This is a genomic window from Stenotrophomonas daejeonensis (assembly GCF_001431505.1).
In the GTDB taxonomy this organism is placed as follows: Bacteria; Pseudomonadota; Gammaproteobacteria; order Xanthomonadales; family Xanthomonadaceae; genus Stenotrophomonas; species Stenotrophomonas daejeonensis.
Window position 1 is genome coordinate 1 of the sequence record NZ_LDJP01000052.1, and the last position, 17777, is coordinate 17777.

Annotated in this window: 14 protein-coding genes; 8 read left to right on the forward strand and 6 right to left on the reverse strand. The window is 68.1% G+C overall.

What is annotated here, in order from left to right; genetic code table 11:
• Positions 1–594: 594 nt before the first annotated feature.
• Together ABB34_RS09045 and ABB34_RS09050 are read right to left on the reverse strand one after the other, a co-directional pair.
• Entirely contained in the window at positions 595–2622 is a 2028-nt protein-coding gene (locus tag ABB34_RS09045) for a M3 family metallopeptidase (RefSeq protein WP_057640994.1), read from the reverse strand.
• Between the two features lie 19 nt (positions 2623–2641).
• The gene (locus ABB34_RS09050; RefSeq protein WP_057640995.1) at positions 2642–3763 is read right to left on the reverse strand and encodes a PLP-dependent cysteine synthase family protein; all 1122 of its coding nucleotides are present in this window, start codon (positions 3761–3763) and stop codon (positions 2642–2644) included.
• Positions 3764–3886: 123 nt separating this feature from the next.
• On the opposite strand from ABB34_RS09050, the gene ABB34_RS09055 reads away from it, so the two are divergent.
• The 5 genes from ABB34_RS09055 to gloA all read left to right on the forward strand — a co-directional run bounded on the left by ABB34_RS09055 (position 3887) and on the right by gloA (position 8372).
• Entirely contained in the window at positions 3887–4225 is a 339-nt protein-coding gene (locus tag ABB34_RS09055) for a CopL family metal-binding regulatory protein (RefSeq protein WP_057640996.1), read from the forward strand.
• A gap of 144 nt (positions 4226–4369) precedes the next feature.
• Positions 4370–6127 (forward strand): copper resistance system multicopper oxidase, encoded by a 1758-nt coding sequence (locus ABB34_RS09060; RefSeq protein ID WP_057640997.1) that lies wholly within the window; start codon positions 4370–4372, stop codon positions 6125–6127.
• 410 nt (positions 6128–6537) lie between these two features.
• Positions 6538–7215, forward strand: coding sequence for a copper resistance protein B (locus ABB34_RS15710; RefSeq protein WP_057640998.1), 678 nt, complete (start codon positions 6538–6540; stop codon positions 7213–7215).
• A gap of 70 nt (positions 7216–7285) precedes the next feature.
• Positions 7286–7792, forward strand: coding sequence for a DUF411 domain-containing protein (locus ABB34_RS14910; RefSeq protein WP_083490136.1), 507 nt, complete (start codon positions 7286–7288; stop codon positions 7790–7792).
• Positions 7793–7853: 61 nt separating this feature from the next.
• Complete coding sequence (gene gloA, locus ABB34_RS09075) at positions 7854–8372, forward strand: lactoylglutathione lyase (protein ID WP_057640999.1); 519 nt, start codon at positions 7854–7856, stop codon at positions 8370–8372.
• Between the two features lie 38 nt (positions 8373–8410).
• On the opposite strand, the gene ABB34_RS09080 is transcribed toward gloA, so the two are convergent.
• The 4 genes from ABB34_RS09080 to ABB34_RS09095 all read right to left on the reverse strand — a co-directional run bounded on the left by ABB34_RS09080 (position 8411) and on the right by ABB34_RS09095 (position 15336).
• The gene (locus ABB34_RS09080; RefSeq protein ID WP_057641000.1) at positions 8411–9739 is read right to left on the reverse strand and encodes a Wadjet anti-phage system protein JetD domain-containing protein; all 1329 of its coding nucleotides are present in this window, start codon (positions 9737–9739) and stop codon (positions 8411–8413) included.
• A complete protein-coding gene (locus tag ABB34_RS09085) occupies positions 9736–13167 on the reverse strand; it encodes an SbcC/MukB-like Walker B domain-containing protein (RefSeq protein WP_057641001.1) in 3432 nt (1143 codons plus the stop codon). The genes ABB34_RS09080 and ABB34_RS09085 overlap by 4 nt, the downstream gene beginning before the upstream one ends.
• Entirely contained in the window at positions 13154–13780 is a 627-nt protein-coding gene (locus ABB34_RS09090) for a DUF4194 domain-containing protein (protein ID WP_057641002.1), read from the reverse strand. The genes ABB34_RS09085 and ABB34_RS09090 overlap by 14 nt, the downstream gene beginning before the upstream one ends.
• Positions 13781–13884: 104 nt before the next feature.
• Positions 13885–15336, reverse strand: coding sequence for a Wadjet anti-phage system protein JetA family protein (locus ABB34_RS09095; protein WP_057641003.1), 1452 nt, complete (start codon positions 15334–15336; stop codon positions 13885–13887).
• A 126-nt stretch (positions 15337–15462) separates the two neighbouring features.
• Here ABB34_RS09095 and ABB34_RS09100 point away from each other — a divergent pair, with 126 nt between their 5' ends.
• From ABB34_RS09100 to ABB34_RS09110, 3 genes are all read left to right on the forward strand, one after another.
• A complete protein-coding gene (locus tag ABB34_RS09100; RefSeq protein WP_057641004.1) occupies positions 15463–16131 on the forward strand; it encodes a hypothetical protein in 669 nt (222 codons plus the stop codon).
• A 140-nt stretch (positions 16132–16271) separates the two neighbouring features.
• Entirely contained in the window at positions 16272–16478 is a 207-nt protein-coding gene (locus ABB34_RS09105; protein ID WP_057641005.1) for a helix-turn-helix domain-containing protein, read from the forward strand.
• A complete protein-coding gene (locus ABB34_RS09110) occupies positions 16475–17764 on the forward strand; it encodes a type II toxin-antitoxin system HipA family toxin (RefSeq protein WP_057641006.1) in 1290 nt (429 codons plus the stop codon). The genes ABB34_RS09105 and ABB34_RS09110 overlap by 4 nt, the downstream gene beginning before the upstream one ends.
• The last annotated feature ends 13 nt before the right edge of the window (positions 17765–17777 follow it).

Here is a 17777-nt window from a genome sequence, read left to right on the forward strand (position 1 = left end):
ATCAAACTCTTCACTTAAAAACACATGATCCGAAGATCAAAATTTAAAGCTGCAGATGTTCAACCACTGGCAACGTTTCGCTTGCTTTAACAAACTATTCATTGCTTGATCAAACGTCTGCAAGATGGACAGTCATCCACTCCTGCAGGCGCCCTCACAAGATACCTGCGCATACTTTCAAAGAACCTTGGAATCGGCCTCAGCGCCTTCTTCCGTTGCCCGACGTTTCCGTCCAGCGAGCCGCCCATCATAGCGGCTTTTTCGTTGCCGTCAACACCTCGTTGGAGAGTGTTGACCCTTCAACCCAACCCCAAAGGGCCAGCGCCGAAGCGAGCCGCCTATTATGACCGGCTTTCCTGATCCGTCAACTCCCAACTTCAGGAGTGGCGACCTGCTTCGTGACCCGCTGCCCGACAAGCGAGCGCATGGACTGAAGCAAGGCGGCGCATTCTAGACACTTCGCTGAAGAGGTCAACAGGTTTTTGCGGTAAGCAGCGAACATCCACCTGCAATCGCCCCTCACCCCAACCCCTCTCCCGGAGGGAGAGGGGCTTTGGATGCCTGCTTGCCCCAAAGGATGGGGGGCTATCCAGCTCAGGCGGCCATGCCACCGTGGCGCAGCAGCGCATCGATCCGCGGATCGCGGCCGCGGAAAGCGCGGAAGTTCTCGGCGGCGCTGCGGCTGCCGCCGCGCGACAGCACTTCGTCGCGGAAGCGGGCGCCGGTTTCGGCCACCTGCTCCGGCGCTTCCTCGAAGGCGGCGTAGGCGTCGGCGCTGAGCACCTCGGCCCACTTGTAACTGTAGTAGCCGGCCGCGTAGCCGCCGGCAAAGATGTGGCTGAATTGGTGGGGGAAGCGGTTCCATGCCGGCGGAAAGTTCACCGCGACCTCGCCGCGCACGCGGTCGAGCAGTTGCAGCACGCTTTCCTGCGCAGGCGCGTACTGGCTGTGCAGCAGCATGTCGAACAGGCCGAATTCGAGCTGGCGCACGGTGAACATGCCGTTCTGGTAGTTCTTCGCCGCCAGCATCCTGTCGAACAGTTCGCGCGGCAACGACGCGCCGGTATCGACATGGGCGGTCATCGCCCGCACCTGCTCCCACTCCCAGCAGAAGTTCTCCATGAACTGGCTGGGCAGCTCCACCGCGTCCCACTCCACGCCGTTGATGCCGGCCACCGCCAGTTCGCCGATGCGGGTCAGCAGCTGGTGCAGGCCGTGGCCCATCTCGTGGAAGACGGTGGTGACTTCGTCGTGGCTGAAGGTGGCGGGCTTGCCGTCGCTGCCGCGACCGAAGTTGCAGACCAGATAGACCAGTGGCGTCTGCACGCCGGCGGCAGTGACGCGGCGGTTGCGGCAATCGTCCATCCATGCGCCGCCGCGCTTGCCTTCGCGCGCATACAGGTCCATGTAGAACTGGCCGACCAGCGCGCCACCGGCATCCACCAGCCGGTAGAAGCGCACGTCCTCATGCCACACCGGGGCGCTGTCGGGCTGGACCTTCAGGCCGTACAGGCGTTCGATGACGCCGAACAGGCCGGCCAGCACCTTCGACTCGGTGAAATACTGCTTCACCTCCTGCGCGGAGTAGCTGTAGCGCGCCTGCTTGAGCTTCTCGCCGGCGTAAGCCAGATCCCACGCCTGCAGGTCCGTCAAACCGAGTTCGTCACGGGCGAAGGCTTCCAACTCGGCACGATCGCGTTGCGCATGCGGTTTGGCACGTGCGGCGAGGTCACGCAGGAAACCCAGCACCTGTGGCGCGTCGGCCGCCATCTTGGTGGCGATGGAGTATTCGGCGTAGTTGTCGAAACCCAGCAACGCGGCCAGCTCGGTGCGCACGGCGAGGATGCGGTCGATGTTGCCGCTGTTGTCGAGCGAGGCCTCGCCGAACTCCGACGCGCGCATGGCATGGGCGCGGTAAAGCTGCTCGCGCAGTGCGCGGCTGTCGGCATAGGTCTGCACCGGCAGGTAGCAGGGCATCTGCAGGGTCAGTTTCCAGCCATCGCGCCCGTCCTTCTGCGCTGCGGCGCGTGCGGCGGCGATGACATCAACGGGAAGGCCGGACAGCTCGGCCTCGTCCTCGACATGCAGGGCAAAAGCATCGGTGGCATCGAGTACGTTCTGCGAGAACTTCGCCTGCAATCCCGAAAGTTCTTCCTGCAATTGTGCGAAACGGACCTTGCCGGCTTCGTCCAGCTCGGCGCCGCCAAGGCGGAAGTCACGCAGCGCATTGTCCAGCGCTTTGGCACGGGCCCCGTCGAAGCCGGCCGCTTCGGGCGAGGCCGCCAGCGCCTTGTATTGCGCGTACAGCGCCGGGTTCTGCGCCACGGCACTGCCGAAGCGGCTGATCTTCGGCAGGTTGGCGTTGTAGGCCTCGCGCAGTTCGGGCGTGTTGACCACCGCTTGCAGGTGCGTGACCTGGCCCCACGCGCGGTACAGCCGCTCGGTGGCGTCGTCCAACGGGGTCACGAAATTGTCCCAGCCCACCGGCGCCACGGTTTCGGCGGTCTTCACCGCGGCTTCGGCCTCGGCCAGCAGGACATCGATGGCCGGGGTGACGTGTTCGGGGCGGATCGCGTCGAAGCGCGGCAGGCCGGAGAAGTCGAGCAGGGGATTGGCGTTCATGGCGTTCCGGAAGCGGGGGTCAGGCCTGATATGGCGACGGCTCCAGCCACGCACAAGGCAGCGCCGGCATGCCCTGCCCCGCGACGGCGGCGGCGATGGCGGCATCGGCAGCGGCCACGTCGATGCCCTGCCGCTGGTACCACGCCGGGTCGTAATAACTGTGCGCGTAGCGTTCGCCGGCGTCGCACAGGATGGTGACGATTGAACCGTCGCGGCCGGCATCGCGCATCAGCTGCGCGGCATGCAGCACGCCGATGAAGTTGGTGCCGGTGGAGCCGCCGACGCGGCGACCGAGGGTGGCGCTGACGTGGCGCATCGCCGCCAGGCTGAGCGCGTCGGGCACCTTGACCATCGCATCGACGCAGGTGGGAATGAAGCTGCGCTCCACGCGCGGACGGCCGATGCCTTCCACGCGCGAGCCGCCTTCGCAGGCCATGTCGCGCCAGTCCTCTCCCCGCAGGGCCGCGCAATAACCGTCGTAGAACACCGAGATTTCCGGGTCGGCGCACAGGATCAGGGTGTCGTGGCGGCGGTAGCTGACGTAGCGGCCCAGCGTGGCGGCGGTACCGCCGGTGCCGGGGCTGCACACGATCCATTCCGGCACCGGGTGTGGTTCCTCGGCCATCTGCTTGAAGATGGATTCGGCGATGTTGTTGTTGGCGCGCCAGTCGGTGGCGCGCTCGGCGTAGGTGAACTGGTCCATGAAATGGCCGCCGGTTTCGCGTGCCAGCCGCTCCGATTCGCGGTTCAGGTCGCAGGCCCGCTCGACCAGGTGGCAGCGGCCGCCGTGGAACTCGATGGCGGCGATCTTCTCCGGCGAGGTGCTGGCCGGGATCACCGCGATGAACGGCAACCCCAGCAGCCGCGCGAAGTAGGCCTCGGACACCGCAGTCGAGCCGCTGGACGCCTCGATCACCGGGCAGCCCTCGCGCAACCAGCCGTTGGCCAGCGCATACAGGAACAGAGAGCGCGCCAGCCGGTGCTTGAGGCTGCCGGTGGGGTGGCTGGATTCGTCCTTCAGGTAGACGTCGATGCCGGGGAAGCCGGGCAGGTCGAGCGGGATCAGGTGGGTGTCGGCCGAACGGTTGAAATCGGCCTCGATCTTGCGGATGGCTGCCGCCACCCAGGCACGCTGGGACATGGATCGCCACTTCATGGAAACTGAAGCCGATTCTACTGTGGGCGGCCCGGACACGCCGGCGATGACGTCACCCCGCGGCTTGCGGTGGTATCGTGCGGCCCTTGCCTTCCCGCCCCATCCCACGTGCCGCGCATCCTGTTGCCCCTGCTGCTGTGCCTTTCCCTGATCGCCGGTACGGTCGGGGCGGCATGGACGGCCACGGCGATGGCGGCACCGGCGCAGGCAAGCGCGCAGCACGACATGGACCATGCCTGCTGTGCCGACGGAGGCGGCCACGGGCAGCCGGCAAAGCAGGCGTGCGGCGAGGGTTCGCATTGCGATTGCATGCAGCATTGCAACCTGCTGCCTGCGCCCGTGGTGGCGCAACTGGCGGCCCTTCCCTGTTCCCCGGAACCCACTGCGCTGCGCCTGCTGCGCCATGACGTGACGCCGGATCGGTTGCACCGACCTCCCATCGCCTGAGCCGATGTGATTGCCGGCCAATGACCCCGCAGGAGCGCACTTCAGTGCGCGATGGGGCATGCCCGGCAAGGCCTCATCGCGCACTGAAGTGCGCTCCTGCGTGATCTGCGCTCGTTCCTTCACCGGGACGGCACCGGAGTTCCCATGACAAACGATTTCCTTTCCGATCCGCGCTCGCTGCTGTCGCGGCGGCGCTTCGTGCAGGGCCTGGCCGTGGGCGGCGTGGTGGCCGGCAGCGGCCTGTGGCGCGCTTCCGATGCGTTCGCCACGCCCATGCGCGCGACCGCCGCCAGCGAACTGCGCGGCCATGACCTGAACCTGTCCATCGGCCGTTCCACCGTCGATTTCACCGGCCGCGCGCGTAGCGCCGTCACCGTCAACGGCTCGCTGCCGGCACCGATCCTGCGCTGGCGCGAGGGCGAGACGGCCACCATCCGCGTGGCCAACACGCTGGCCGACGAAATGACCTCGATCCATTGGCACGGCATCCTGCTGCCTTCCAACATGGATGGCGTGCCGGGCTTGAGCTTCGACGGCATCGCGCCGGGCGAGACGTTCCAGTACCGCTTCCAGCTGCGCCAGTCCGGCACCTACTGGTACCACGCCCATTCGCTGTTCCAGGAGCAGGCCGGGCTGTACGGCGCGCTGGTGATCGACCCGCTGGAGCCGCCGCCGTACCGCCACGACCGCGAGCACGTGGTGCTGCTCTCGGACTGGACCGACCTCGACCCCGCCGCCCTGCACCGGCGCATGAAGAAGATGCCGATGCACGACAACACCTACCAGCGCACGGTCGGTGATTTCCTGCGCGACGCGCGGCGCGATGGCCTGCGCGAAACGCTGGCCGACCGCGGCATGTGGGGGCGGATGCGGATGACGCCCAGCGACATCTCCGACATCAACGCCCGCACCTACACCTACCTGATGAACGGCACTGCGCCGGCCGGCAACTGGACCGGGCTGTTCCGCAGCGGCGAGAAGGTGCTGCTGCGCTTCATCAACGGCTCGGCGATGACCTATTTCGACGTGCGCATCCCCGGTTTGAAGATGACCGTGGTGGCCGCCGACGGGCAGTACATCCATCCGGTGACGGTCGATGAATTCCGCATCGCGGTGGCCGAGACCTTCGACGTGATCGTCGAACCGAGCGGGCAGGATGCCTTCACCCTCTTCGCGCAGGACATGGGCCGCACCGGCCACGCCTGCGGCACGCTGGCGGTGCGCCACGGCCTGCAGGCGCCGGTGCCGGCGCTGGACCCGCGCCCGCTGCTGACGATGGCCGACATGGCCCACGACCACGGCGGCGGCCATGCCATGCCCATGTCGCACGGTACGCATGGCGGGCATGACGCCCATGCCGGCCACGGCGGCGACACTGCGCCGAAACACCCGGCCGGCGAACGCCGCAACCCGCTGGTGGACATGCAGACCTCGGCCACCTCGCCACGGCTGGACGACCCCGGCATCGGCCTGCGCGACAACGGCCGCAAGGTGCTGGCCTATGCCGACCTGCACGCGCTGTTCGACGACCCGGACGGGCGCGAACCGGGACGCGAGATCGAACTGCACCTGACCGGGCACATGGAGAAGTTCGCATGGAACTTCGATGGCGTTCCTTTCGCCAGCGCCGAGCCGCTGCGGCTGAACTACGGCGAGCGCCTGCGCATCGTGCTGGTCAACGACACGATGATGAGCCACCCGATCCATCTGCATGGCATGTGGAGCGACCTGGAGAACGCGGACGGCCAGTTCCAGGTGCGCAAGCACACCGTGGACATGCCGCCGGGCACGCGCCGCAGCTACCGCGTGCGCGCCGACGCGGCCGGGCGCTGGGCGTTTCATTGCCATCTGCTGTACCACATGGAGAACGGGATGATGCGCGAAGTGAGGGTGCAGCCATGAAGACGATGCCACGCTCCTTGCTGTTCATCGCCTTCGCGCTCGCCACTGGCAATGCCGGCGCGCAGGATGCACACGCCGGCCACCATCAGCATGACGCGACGCCGCCCGCCGACCCGCATGCCGCGCATCGCAGCACCACGCCGAAAGCCGATGCAGCCGATTCACATGCAGACCATGGGATGGCCGCGCCTGCCGCATCCCATGCGGAACACGTGCACGATGCGCATGCAGGGCATGCGCAGCCTCCAGCCCCTGTCATCCCTCCGCATGCCAGCCATGCGATGCCGGAAGATGATGCCGATGCACATGCGGGCCACACGATGCCAAGCCACGCGCACGATCATGCGGGACGACATGCTGCCGCCACGCAGACGCCGCGCGAGCCTGTTCCCGCCCTTACCGCCGATGACATGGCCGCCGCATTCCCGGTGCTGAAGCCGCATTCGATGGAACATGCATCCACCTTCAACAGCCTGGTGCTGTTCGACCATCTGGAAGCGTGGAACAACGCTCACGGCAGCAGCCAGTCATGGGATGCCAAGGGTTGGTTCGGCGGCGACGTCGACCGCCTGTGGCTGCGCAGCGAAGGACGGCGCAGCGACGACCATCTCACCGGCTGGTCGCTGGATGCGCTGTACGGCCATTCGGTTTCGCCATGGTGGGACGTGGTGGCCGGCCTGCGCCATGACGGTGGCGACGGCCCCGGCCTGACCCGCGCCGCCATCGGCGTGCAGGGACTGGCGCCGTACAAGTTCGAGGTCGCGGCCACCGCCTGGCTGGGCGGTTCGCGCACAGCCGAACTGGCGGTGGAGGCGGAATACTCCGTGCTGCTGAGCAACCGGTTGGTCCTGCAACCGACGCTGGACGCCGGCATCGCCGCCGATGACGATCCGCGTCGCGGCGTCGGTAGTGGGCTGGGCCACGTCGAAGCCGGGCTGCGCCTGCGCTACGAGATCACCCGCCGCTTCGCGCCCTATGTCGGCTTCGTCCACGAACGCCGCTTCGGCCGCACTGCCAAGCTGCACCGCGACGCGGGCGAAGGCGCGCGCGATTCGCGCTGGGTGGCCGGCGTCCGCTTCTGGTTCTGAACATGCGCGAAGGACCCGCTCCCGCCATCGACGCTGTCCTTCCGCCCTTTCCATCATTCCCGAGGTTCACATGAACGCATCGCTTCGCAAGCTGGCCGTCCTGCTGCTGGCCGTCGGCTCCGTACTCTCCATCGCCGCCTGTGGCGCCGCGCCATCGCCGGCAACGCGGACACAGGACGCCACCGCCGGGGCCGCCGGCACCCTGCCGGTGGTCCACGTCCACAAGGACGCGAACTGCGGCTGCTGCAACGGCTGGATCGAACACATGCGCGCGGCCGGCTTCATCGTGGTCGCCCGCGACAACGACGACATGGTGGCGGTGAAGCAACGATCGGGCATCCCGCTGGCGCAGGCCTCCTGCCATACCGCCGAGGTGGGCGGTTACGTGATCGAAGGCCATGTACCGGCACAGGACGTGTTGCGCCTGTTGCGCGAGAAGCCCGCAGCACGCGGCCTCGTGCTGCCGGGCATGCCGGTCGGTTCGCCGGGCATGGAGTCGCCGGACGGCCGTCGCCAGCCATTCACGGTGGACCTGCTCGGCAAGGACGGCACGATGCAGGCGTATTCGCACCATTGATCGGCGCTCCTACAATGGCGTGGCCCGATGGCTCTCTCCTCCCCATGAAAGGAACACTTCCATGAACCTCGACGCCCTCCGCCAACAGCCCGGCGTGGCCGCGCAGCCGCCCGCCGAGACCACCGGTTTCGTCTTCAACCACACCATGCTGCGGGTGAAGGACATCGCCGCCTCGCTGGATTTCTACACGCGCGTGCTCGGCTTCCGCCTGATCGACAAGCGCGACTTCCCCGAGGCCGAATTCAGCCTCTACTTCCTGGCCTGCGTACCCGAAGGCACGCAGGTCCCCGAGGACGACGCGCAGCGCCGCCTGTGGATGGCCGGCATTCCCGGCGTGCTGGAACTGACCCACAACCACGGCACCGAGACGCAGGATGGCCCGGTCTACCACGACGGCAACGGCGACCCGCGCGGCTTCGGCCACATCTGCGTGTCGGTGCCGGAACTGGAAGCGGCCTGCACACGCTTCGAGGAACTGGGCGTGCCGTTCCAGAAGCGCCTGCAGGACGGGCGGATGAAGCACATCGCCTTCATCAAGGACCCGGACGGGTATTGGGTGGAGATCATTTCCAACCGCTGAGCGGCTCCGCGGAAGCCGGTGCCGGGCAAGCCCGGCACCTACGGCAGGCGTGGGTGCAGGCGTTCCTGTTCCAGCAGCAACGGGGTGCGTTGCAGGGCCGCGGCCACCTCGTCCCAGCCGGCGCGCCGCGCCCAGTCGCACATCGTGCCCGATACCGCTGGCGAGGGCGGTTCGCAGCCGGCGATGACCTCCGCCGGCAACGCATCCGGCGACATCAGCCACGGTTGCAGGCGCCGGTTCGCGGCCACGGCCGTCTCGGCCAGCTTGGCGGCGATGCGGAAGCCACCGCGATCGACGTCGCCCCAGTGGTACAGCGCGGCATCGGCCGGCAGCCCGGCCAGCAAGCGCGCATAGGCCGCACGCCACGTCGGCGACGGCATGCCACCGGTATAGAGCAGCAGCACCGGGGCGTCGCCGCGCAGGGCGGCGGCCTCGTGGAAGCTGGCGAGGTTCTCGATGCTCAGCAGCGCACGCGCTCCGGTGGCGATGCCGCGCACCGCATCCACCGGGAAACCCAGCCAGCGCCGCGGCAGGACGTGGTGGCTGCCGTCGTCCAGCTCCACCGTACCCTGCCCGGCCAGCAGCAGCGGTTGCGGTTCCCTGCGCAGGCCCAATGCCGACCAGACCTGCTCGTCCTCCAGCCCGCTGGGCGCGAGTTCGCCGGTGACCAGCAGGTCGAGCCACGCGGTCAGTGCTTCCAGCCGCTTGCTGTCACCGAACAGGGCGATGCTGGCCTTGCGCAGGATGCGTTCGCCGCGCGCGTCGGCCAGCAGGGTATCCGTGGCGCGGGCAGCATCGGCGAGGTCGATGGCGGCCTCAGGACCGTGGCCGCGCACCTTGCGGCCGGCGCGCCAAGCGGTCAGCACTTCGGTGATGACGGAGAAACGCTGCGGGGCATTCGTCTCGTCGGAATTTCCGCAGGAGCGCCGTGAGTCGCGACCGGGCGTTTTCGGGAAGGCCTCGTCGCGACTCACGCCGCTACTGCAAGGGTACGGTGCGCTCCATTGCGCCAGCAGGGCTTCGGCGCGCACCACGCGTTCGCCCAGCAGTTCGATGCGCAGGTCACGCGCCAACGCCGCCACGTCACGCACGGTCAGGCGCAGCAGGCGTTCGCCATCGTCGCGGTGGCGGTCGCGTGTGGCGGTTATCGCGCCGGCGCGCTCGGCCAGCGCGATGCGGGCGTGGAAAGCGTCGAAATCGGCGACGCCACGCAATGCGCGGTATTCGGCGCCATCGCGCTTGCCGTCCATCGGCAGCGTGGCCGGTTGCGCGTCGCCGGCCAGCATTGCCCTCTCCGCACGGCGCAGCAGGCGTTCGAGCACGCGCCTTGCGGGCGTGTCGTCTTCCGGCTGCGCCGGCCCGTTCACGTCGCCGCCTGCTCGCGCTCGATGCGCTCGGTTTCGGCCGCCAGCAGTTCCGGGTGCAGGTCGAACTGGTCGGACAGCAGCAGCGCGCGCGCCGCTTCGGTCACTTCGATGCGCTCGGCCTGCAACAGGTCGCCGTCGCGGAACAGTTCGATGTAGCTGTCCAGCACGCCGGACAGGGTGCCCTGCGCGGTGTCCGGCGCGGCCAGCACCAGTTGCAGGCCCAGCGAGCGCAGGTAGCCGGTGATGGCGCGCGCGTTCTGCGCGTCGATCTTGTCGCCGAACTCGTCGAGCAGGATCAGCCCCAGCCCGCCCGGCTGCGCCTCGCTCTTGCCGTAGGCCGCGGCCAGCGCGGCGCCGGCGATCACGTACAGCGGCGCACGGTGCTCGCCGCCGGAGCCGGAGCGCATGCGTTCGCTCAAGCTGCCGATCACGCGGTCGTCCTGGCGGATCTGCACCTCGAAGCGGAAGAAGCGGCGGTAGTCGTCCAGCGGCGAATTGGCAACGTGCGCGGCCGCCTTGTCCTCGACCAGGGCGCGGAACGCCTCGGGCACCTGCCCTGCACTTTCAAACAAGGTGTCCTCGCCGCCGATGTCGGCGGCGCGCTGGATGAAGCGGTGCAGTTCGCGGAACTCCGGCAGCACCTCGTAATGGAACTGGTAGCGCTCGTTGTTGGAGAACGCCGGGCTGGCGCGCAGGGTGCGGTTGAGCGTGTTGATCTGGGTCTTGAGCCGGGTGAAGTTGTCGTACAGCGTCGAGGCCACGCCGGTGCGGAAGGTGTCCACCGCGGTGGCGTAGGCCTGCTGCGCTTCTTCTTGGTACTGCACCAGTTCGGTGTCGCGCAGTTGCGCCAGTTCGCGTTGCAGCAGGCTGCGCGCGGGCCGCCATGCGCTGGCGTCGAAGTCGAGTTCGATGGCGTGGTCGCGTGCGTACTGCGCCAGCCCACTCCATGCCTCGGGCAGCAGCCGAGCCAACTGCGCATCGCTGTCCCTGGCGCGTTCCTCGCAGCGGCGCGCGCGCTCTTCCAGCGAGGGATATTTCTCGTCCAGTTCCTCGCGCTGGCGTTCGACCCGGTTGGGATCGACATCCGGGTCGGCGAAGGCTTCCACCGCGCGGCGCGCGACCAGTTCTTCCTGCTGGCGCAGGCCGTCGAGCAGGCCACGCGTGCGTTCGAGGTTGGAGGCAGCCACCGCTTCCTGCCCGACCAGCGCATCGGCGCGCTTTTCGCAGTCGGCCAGTTGCAGGTTCAGTTCGCGCACCTGTTCGGACAGGCGCAGCAGATCCGGGTCGAGCGAGGCGCGGCGGCTTTCCTGCGCGCTGCGGTAGCGCTCGCCCACCTGCCGGTGTTCCAGCACACGCTCGTGCAGCGATTGCGCCACTGCATCGGCATCGGCCAAGCGCGCCAAGCCGCGCTGGCAATCGTCGGCGCGGCGCAGTTGCGGTTCGATCTCGCGCACCGTGCGCTCGGCTTTTTCGATTTCCTCGTGCAGCACGCGCAGGCGTGCGCGGTTGTCGGACGCGCCGATGCGCAGATCGCCGGCGGCGGGCAGGCGCAGGCGTTCGATGCTGCCGCCGCGCGAGAGCAGGCCGTCGCGGGTCAGGCCTTGGCGGCTACGCACCAACTCGGCTTCGGTTTCAACGCAGCGCAGTTCGCCAAGTTGGCGGCGCAGGAAGGCCAGCGCGTCGTCGTTTACGCCTTCCAGCAACGCAGCGACGCTGCCAGCGGCGGGTTCTTCGCCACCATGCGAGTTGCGCGCCTGACTCGACAGCGCCAGCTTGACGCCATACACCGAGCGCCCGCCGGACAGGCCGCGATACAGCTTGACCGCCCGCTCCTCGTCTTTGTCGGGGATCAGCAGTGCCTCGACGTTGCTGCGCAGATAGCCTTCGATGGCGTGCTGCCACGTCGCGTCGGTGACGCGCACCAGATCGCAGACCGGGCGTGCGTCGATACCCGCGTCGCGCAGGTAGCTCATCAGGCGCACCGTATCCGGGTGCAGTTCGGCCTGGCCTGCCGCCAGACGCTTCTGGTTCTGGCGCGCGGTTCCCAGCGCATCGCGCGCCTTGTCGTGGGCGGCGTGCAGCTGGCGGGCGTAGCGATCGACCCGTTCGCGCAGCGGCACGGCGGTATGCAGGGCCTGGCGCGCACGCGCGAACAGGTCTTCCGGCGTCCACGGCAACACGTCTTCGGCGGCGAGCGCCGACAGTTCGGCGTGCCAGCCATCCCAATCGGCGCGCGCGGCGGCCAGCGTTTCGGCGTCGATACCGTCGAGCGCCAGCGCGTCGAGTTGGCGGTATTGGTCGCGGATGAATCCGACTTCGCGCAGCAGGTCTTTCTTCAACTGCGCGAGGCGGTCGCGGTCGCGGCCGGCCAGTTCGTCGAGTTGCGCCTGCTCGCCGTAGCCGGCGCTGCCTTGCAGGCGGGTGTTGGCGCGCGCTTGTTCTTCGCGCAGGGTGTCACGTTCGACGCGGGTGTCTGCGAGGTTGCGGCGGGTATCGGCCAGTACGTTTTCCGCATCGGCGAGCGCGCCCTCGGCCTGGTCGAGTTGTTCGCTGTAGAGGTCGCGTGCGTATTCGGCGGCCAAGGCGCGCGCGGAAGCGGCGCGGGTGGCTTGCCCTGCGATCTTCTCGTACTGACGCTCCACGCCTTCGGCGGCGTCGATGCGCTGCCTGACCTGTTCGATCTTCTCCTTGATCTGGCGGAAGCTCTCCAGCAGCGCGCGGAAACGGGCGATGTCGGTGGGCCGGTCCTCGGCCACCAGCGTGCGCACGAACAGGTCCACGTCCTCGACGCGCTGCAGGTTCAGCGCGTTGAGGAAGGCCTTGCGATAGGCGGTGAGGTCGGGGCTGACCGACGGGCCGGCGCGCAGGCGCAGCAGCAGGTCGCGCAGGAAGCGTTCGGCATTGGGGTGCAGTTGCGGCGTCTCGCCCACTTCCTTGCAGCGGCGGCTGGCATGCTCGCGGAAGGTGTTCCACGCCAACGGCAGTTCCTTGCCGTTGATGCGCTCGACGTGTTCGTCCAGTTCCAGCGCCACGCCCGGCAGCAGGTACAGGCCGTGCACGCGGTGCTCGGGTTCATCGCTTGATGCGCCCAGCGCGATGCCGGCGGTCAGCGGCGTGCCGGTCTCGGTGTCGCGGAACACCAGCGAGATGTAGGTGGTGGCGGTGCGGCGCTTGCGGCCTTCCTCGCCGCTGCGGAACACGCCGAGGCAGTAATCGCGGATGGTGCGCGCGCGGTGGCTGCCGCCAGCCTGCGCGTTGAAGCGGATGCGGCTGCGGTCGCCGCCCAGCAGCACGATCTGCAAGGCGTCCAGCAGCGCGCTCTTGCCTGCGCCGTTGGGCGCGATGATGGCGCTGGTGCCGTCCAGCCGCAGGCTCTGCGCCTCGAACAGGAAGAACTGGACCAGATGGACGCATTCAAGCTGCTGCATCGTCGTCCTCCACGTCCATCTCGCCATCCTCGTCGCGGTTGTGCTGGTCCAGCCGTTGCAGCCACTGCTCGCCGACGATCTCGACGATGGCCGGGCGCACCCGCAGGTGGAACGGCTGCGGGTCGTCGCTTTCCGACTCCACCAGCCGGCACACGCCCCAGCGTTTCAGGGTGCGCGCCAGCGTGCGCAGCGTGCCGACCTCGGGCATCGCGCGGCCGGTCAGCGCCTGCCAGCTTTCCTGCAATTCGGGCAGCTCGATCACCACTTCGCCGTGGTCCTCGATCAGGCCCTGGCGCATGGCTTCGTCATAGCGCTGGCGCATCACCAGCAGCGCCAGCGTTTCGTCCAGCGTCACCGGCGCGCCTTCGCCATGCGATGGCAGCGCGACCACGTAGCGGTAGTGCGCATTGCGCTCCACGCGGATGCCCAGCGGTTCCAGCGCGGCGGTGAAATCGGCGAGGTGGTCTTCGACCAGATGGTAGGCCACGCGCGAGCGCGCGTCGGCGGCGTACAGCACCTGCTCGGTGGCAAGGCGATAGGCGGCGCGCTCGAAGTCCTGCACCGTGTAGGTGCCGTTGGACATCTGGCTGAGGGTGTTCCAGCTGCGTTTCATGAAGGCCGGGATTCGGGAATAGGGAATGGGGAGTCGGTAGGAGCGCAGCTTGCTGCGCGATGGGGCTGTACCGGTAAAGCCCCGTCGCGCAGCAAGCTGCGCTCCTACGAGGGCATCGTGCCTATCCGCTGGACGCGGAAGCGCAGGCCGCGCAGGTAATCGTTGTCGTTGCCATCGCCGGCGTCGAGCAGCTCGACGCGGAAGCCGCGCAGCAGCCGGCCCAGCGGGTCCTCGCGGCGCAGGCCACCGATGCGGTTGCCGCGCAGGGCCAGCGTCAGCAGGGTCTGGTAGGCGCGCAGGTCCTCGATGCTGGCGATGTCCAGTTGTGCCGATTCGATCGCCATGCCGTGCTGCAGGTGGCGGCCGACGTAGCGCGCCATGCCCTCGGCGTTGACCAGCCGCGCACGCTTCATCCGCCGCAGCAGCGACAGCCGCGCCAACTGCTCGGGCGTGGGCGGCGTGGTGGCGTTGGCGCTGCGTGGGATCGGCACGGGCTTGCGGTGCGGGGCGCGCAGACGGGTTTCATCCATCAGCGGGCCGGGCGCGACCGGCAAGCGCAAAGCTTCCTCCGGTGCCGACAGCACGCCGCGGCAGGCACGGCGCAGCAGCACGTCGAGCCTGTCGGGCGCACGCAGGCGGTAGTCGAGGAAGGCCAGCGCGCGGCGGTTGGCCTGGCGGATGTCCTCGTCCAGCCGGGTCAGGTATTCGTCGATGCGCTCCAGTTCACGCAGGCGGCCGAGGCTGCGCGACAGGCGATGCTGCGCGCGTGCTTCGTCGCCGCCGGTGACGTGTTCGCGGTACCACGCCACCAGTGTCTGCCGCTGCGCGCCGGTTTCCAGTTGCTGCACCATCGCCAGAATCGAACTGCGCCGCGCCATCGGGTGGTCGGCGCGGTGCAGCTCGGCGTAGTCGCCGATGAACAGCTGGCCGACGTAGCGCTCGAACCACTGCCGCGCGAACTGCGCGGTGGTTTCGGCCTTGCTCAGCTCCGGCATCAGGTCGCGCACCTGCAGGCCCATCGACGCCAGCGACACCAGCAGGCGGCGCGCCTGATCGGCGGCTTCATCGAGGATGCCGCCATCCATGCGGCCCTCGGCCACCTGCTGCAATTGCAGTTCCACCGAGCGCATCTTGGCCGAGACGAAGGTCGGGCCGTGTTCGCTGAACTCCACCAGCGTCGAAAGCAGCTGCGCCACCATCGGCGGCATCGTCACCATCTCGCGTGCGCCGATGCGCTCCTGGCGCAGCCAGCCGGCGGCGCGGAAGCGGTCGTGGATGGCATTGGCGCGTGTATTCAGCGGCGCGTCCGGGGCCTGGCCGTCCTCGTCTTCCCACGGGTCGTCGGTGAGCAGGTAGCGCTCGATCGCGGCGGTGATCTCGCGCCGCTGGAAGCCATGGCTGGGCGGCACCGGCGCATCCGGGCCGAAGAACTCGTCGAACAGCCGGCACAGCAACGACCAGTAGTTCTGGCGGTTGGCCGAGGCCAGCGGGCCGAAGATGCCGGCGGGCACGACCGTGAACAGCGGCGGCGTGGTCGTGGGGGTGGTCGTACTCAAGATGTCGGGGGTCCTGCTGCTTCCTGCCGTGCTCCGGCGATTGTGGCATATCGCCGGCGGGCCCCGCCTTCCGCCGCACGGCAAACGGCGGCATGCTCACCTCCCGGTCAACACCGGATCCGGCCGATGAATGCTTCGCTCGACCCATTCCTGCAGTTCCTGCAGCAATGCGGCAAGAACCTGCAACGCATCGCCAACGCCACCAAGGGCGAATATTCACGCGCCGACGTGGCCCAGGAAGCCTGGCTGCTGGCCGGCCCGCTGGCCGAACGCCACGGGCTGCCGCTCGATTTCCTGGATCCCGGTTTTCAGGATCTGCTGCTGCGCCATTTGTACCAAGCGCTGGTGCGCTACACCGACCTGCACGTCCGCCACGGGCTGCGACTGGACCACGCACCGGGTGACGATGCGGAGGAAGGTACCGCGCACCCACTGATGAACCACCTGACCAGCGATGAAGGCCGTGACCCGCTGGCCCATCTGCTGCTCGGCGAGGAACGGGCCGGGCTTCCCGACATCGACGCGCCACATCCCTCGCTGGCCGGGGCTTGGCTGGTGCTGCTGCAGGATTGCGGGCAGCACATGCCGAGCGTCGCCATGCGGCTGCTGATCTCCGTTTCATGGGCCTACCGCTGCTGCGCAAAAGCCCGGCGACTTGCCCGCGAACAGCACCCGATTGCATTGACGCCACCGCACAGCGCCCGCCAGCTTGGCCCGTGGCGGAAACACCGCGCCACGCGCGCACCACGGCAACTGGAATTCGACTTCGGCTGGCCGACGCTGGTGATACCTTGAGAATCCCGCAAAAATCCCGCTCGGGAATTTATTTCTTGACGCGACCGAAATTACGGGAAATATTCCCGATCGGGAATCAATACCCCTGTATCCAAGTCATGACCGCAGAAATTTCCCGCTCGGGATCGAAAAACGAAATCATGGCGCCTGCCGCGCTGGGTGCCGCCATTCGCGAGCAACGCAGGAGCCACCACCTGACCCAGTCCGAGCTGGCGGGTCTGGCAGGTACCGGCGTGCGCTTCGTCAGCGAGCTGGAACGCGGCAAGCCGGGGGCCGAGATCGGCAAGATCATGGACGTACTGGCGGTGCTCGGACTGCGCTTGCAGGTCGTCGAGGCCAGCCCATGAACGACCAGCTCGAAGTCGAACTGTTCGGGCGCGCCATCGGCACGCTCTCGATCGACGGGCCATTGCGCAGCCCGGAAGACTGGGCATTTGCCTATCGCGCCGACTACCTGCGATCCCCGGCCGCCATTGCGCTGTCGGTAGGGCTGCCATTGCGCACGCAGCCATTCACCGGGGCGGTGGCTCGCAACTGGTTCTGCAACCTGCTGCCGGAAGGCGGCGTGCGCCAGGCCGTCGCTGATCGCCTGCGGTTGCCGCTGGATGACGACTTCGCCCTGCTGGCCGCCATTGGCGGCGAGTGCGCCGGTGCGGTCAGCGTTTCGTCGCCCGGAATCCGGCAGGCCAGTGGCGACGACGCGGAAACCGACCTGGAAACCCTGTTGTACCTGCAAGGCGAAGACGCGGGCGAAGGCGCATGGGCGCTGGCCGGCACACCGATGCGGCTGTCACTGGCCGGTGCGCAGGACAAGCTTGCCGTGATCGCCGAGGCCGATGGCCGCCTGCGCCTACCGCGCGCGGGCGAACCCAGTACCCATATCCTCAAGCCGGACAGCCGCCGCTTCCCCGGCATCCGCGATGCCGAAGCGCTGGGGCTGGCGCTGGCGCGCCGGGTCGGCCTGAACGCCGCATCGGCATCGTTGGTGGAAGTAATGAACCGGCCCGCGCTTCTGGTCGAACGCTACGACCGCACGAGGGCGGCCGACGGGGGCATCCATCGCCTGCACCAGGAGGATTTCTGCCAGGCACTGGGCTATCCCGAGCAGCTCAAGTACGAGGACAAGGGCGGTCCCGGCCTGGCCGCGTGTTCGTCCCTGCTCAGGCAACTGGCGCTCGGCCCCATCGCCATGCGCGGCCTGCTCGACTGGGTGGTATTCAACGCACTGATCGGCAATGCCGACGCGCATGCCAAGAACCTGTCGTTGCTGTGCGGCCACGAGGGGCGGCGAAGCCTGGCACCGCTGTACGACCTCGTGCCTACCCTCTACCTGCCGCAATCGCTGGTTGATCGCACCCCGGCCATGCGCATCGGCCACGCCACGCACATCGCCCGCATTGCCGTGGAAGACTGGACCGCGTTCGCCGGCGCCGCACGCTACGGGCGGCGTTTCGTACTGGAGCGGGTACGGACGCTGGCCGATGCCGTGCTCGTATATCTCCCCGAAACCGCCATGCGCATCATCGAGCAAGGCGGCGACGAGGCCCGCGTGGCACGCGTGGCCACGGTCATCGCGGACAACACTGGGCGGATGCTGGATGAAATCCGCAAGGATTCTCTGCGCGGACGCTGACGCTTCCCTGGAA

Coding starts and splice junctions, on each gene's coding strand:
- ABB34_RS09045 (WP_057640994.1), bottom strand. CDS start 2,622: ATGAACGCCAATCCCCTGCTCGACTTCTCCGGCCTGCCGCGCTTCGAC.
- ABB34_RS09050 (WP_057640995.1), bottom strand. CDS start 3,763: ATGTCCCAGCGTGCCTGGGTGGCGGCAGCCATCCGCAAGATCGAGGCC.
- ABB34_RS09060 (WP_057640997.1), top strand. CDS start 4,370: ATGACAAACGATTTCCTTTCCGATCCGCGCTCGCTGCTGTCGCGGCGG.
- ABB34_RS15710 (WP_057640998.1), top strand. CDS start 6,538: ATGGCCGCCGCATTCCCGGTGCTGAAGCCGCATTCGATGGAACATGCA.
- ABB34_RS14910 (WP_083490136.1), top strand. CDS start 7,286: ATGAACGCATCGCTTCGCAAGCTGGCCGTCCTGCTGCTGGCCGTCGGC.
- gloA (WP_057640999.1), top strand. CDS start 7,854: ATGAACCTCGACGCCCTCCGCCAACAGCCCGGCGTGGCCGCGCAGCCG.
- ABB34_RS09085 (WP_057641001.1), bottom strand. CDS start 13,167: ATGCAGCAGCTTGAATGCGTCCATCTGGTCCAGTTCTTCCTGTTCGAG.
- ABB34_RS09090 (WP_057641002.1), bottom strand. CDS start 13,780: ATGAAACGCAGCTGGAACACCCTCAGCCAGATGTCCAACGGCACCTAC.
- ABB34_RS09100 (WP_057641004.1), top strand. CDS start 15,463: ATGAATGCTTCGCTCGACCCATTCCTGCAGTTCCTGCAGCAATGCGGC.
- ABB34_RS09105 (WP_057641005.1), top strand. CDS start 16,272: ATGGCGCCTGCCGCGCTGGGTGCCGCCATTCGCGAGCAACGCAGGAGC.
- ABB34_RS09110 (WP_057641006.1), top strand. CDS start 16,475: ATGAACGACCAGCTCGAAGTCGAACTGTTCGGGCGCGCCATCGGCACG.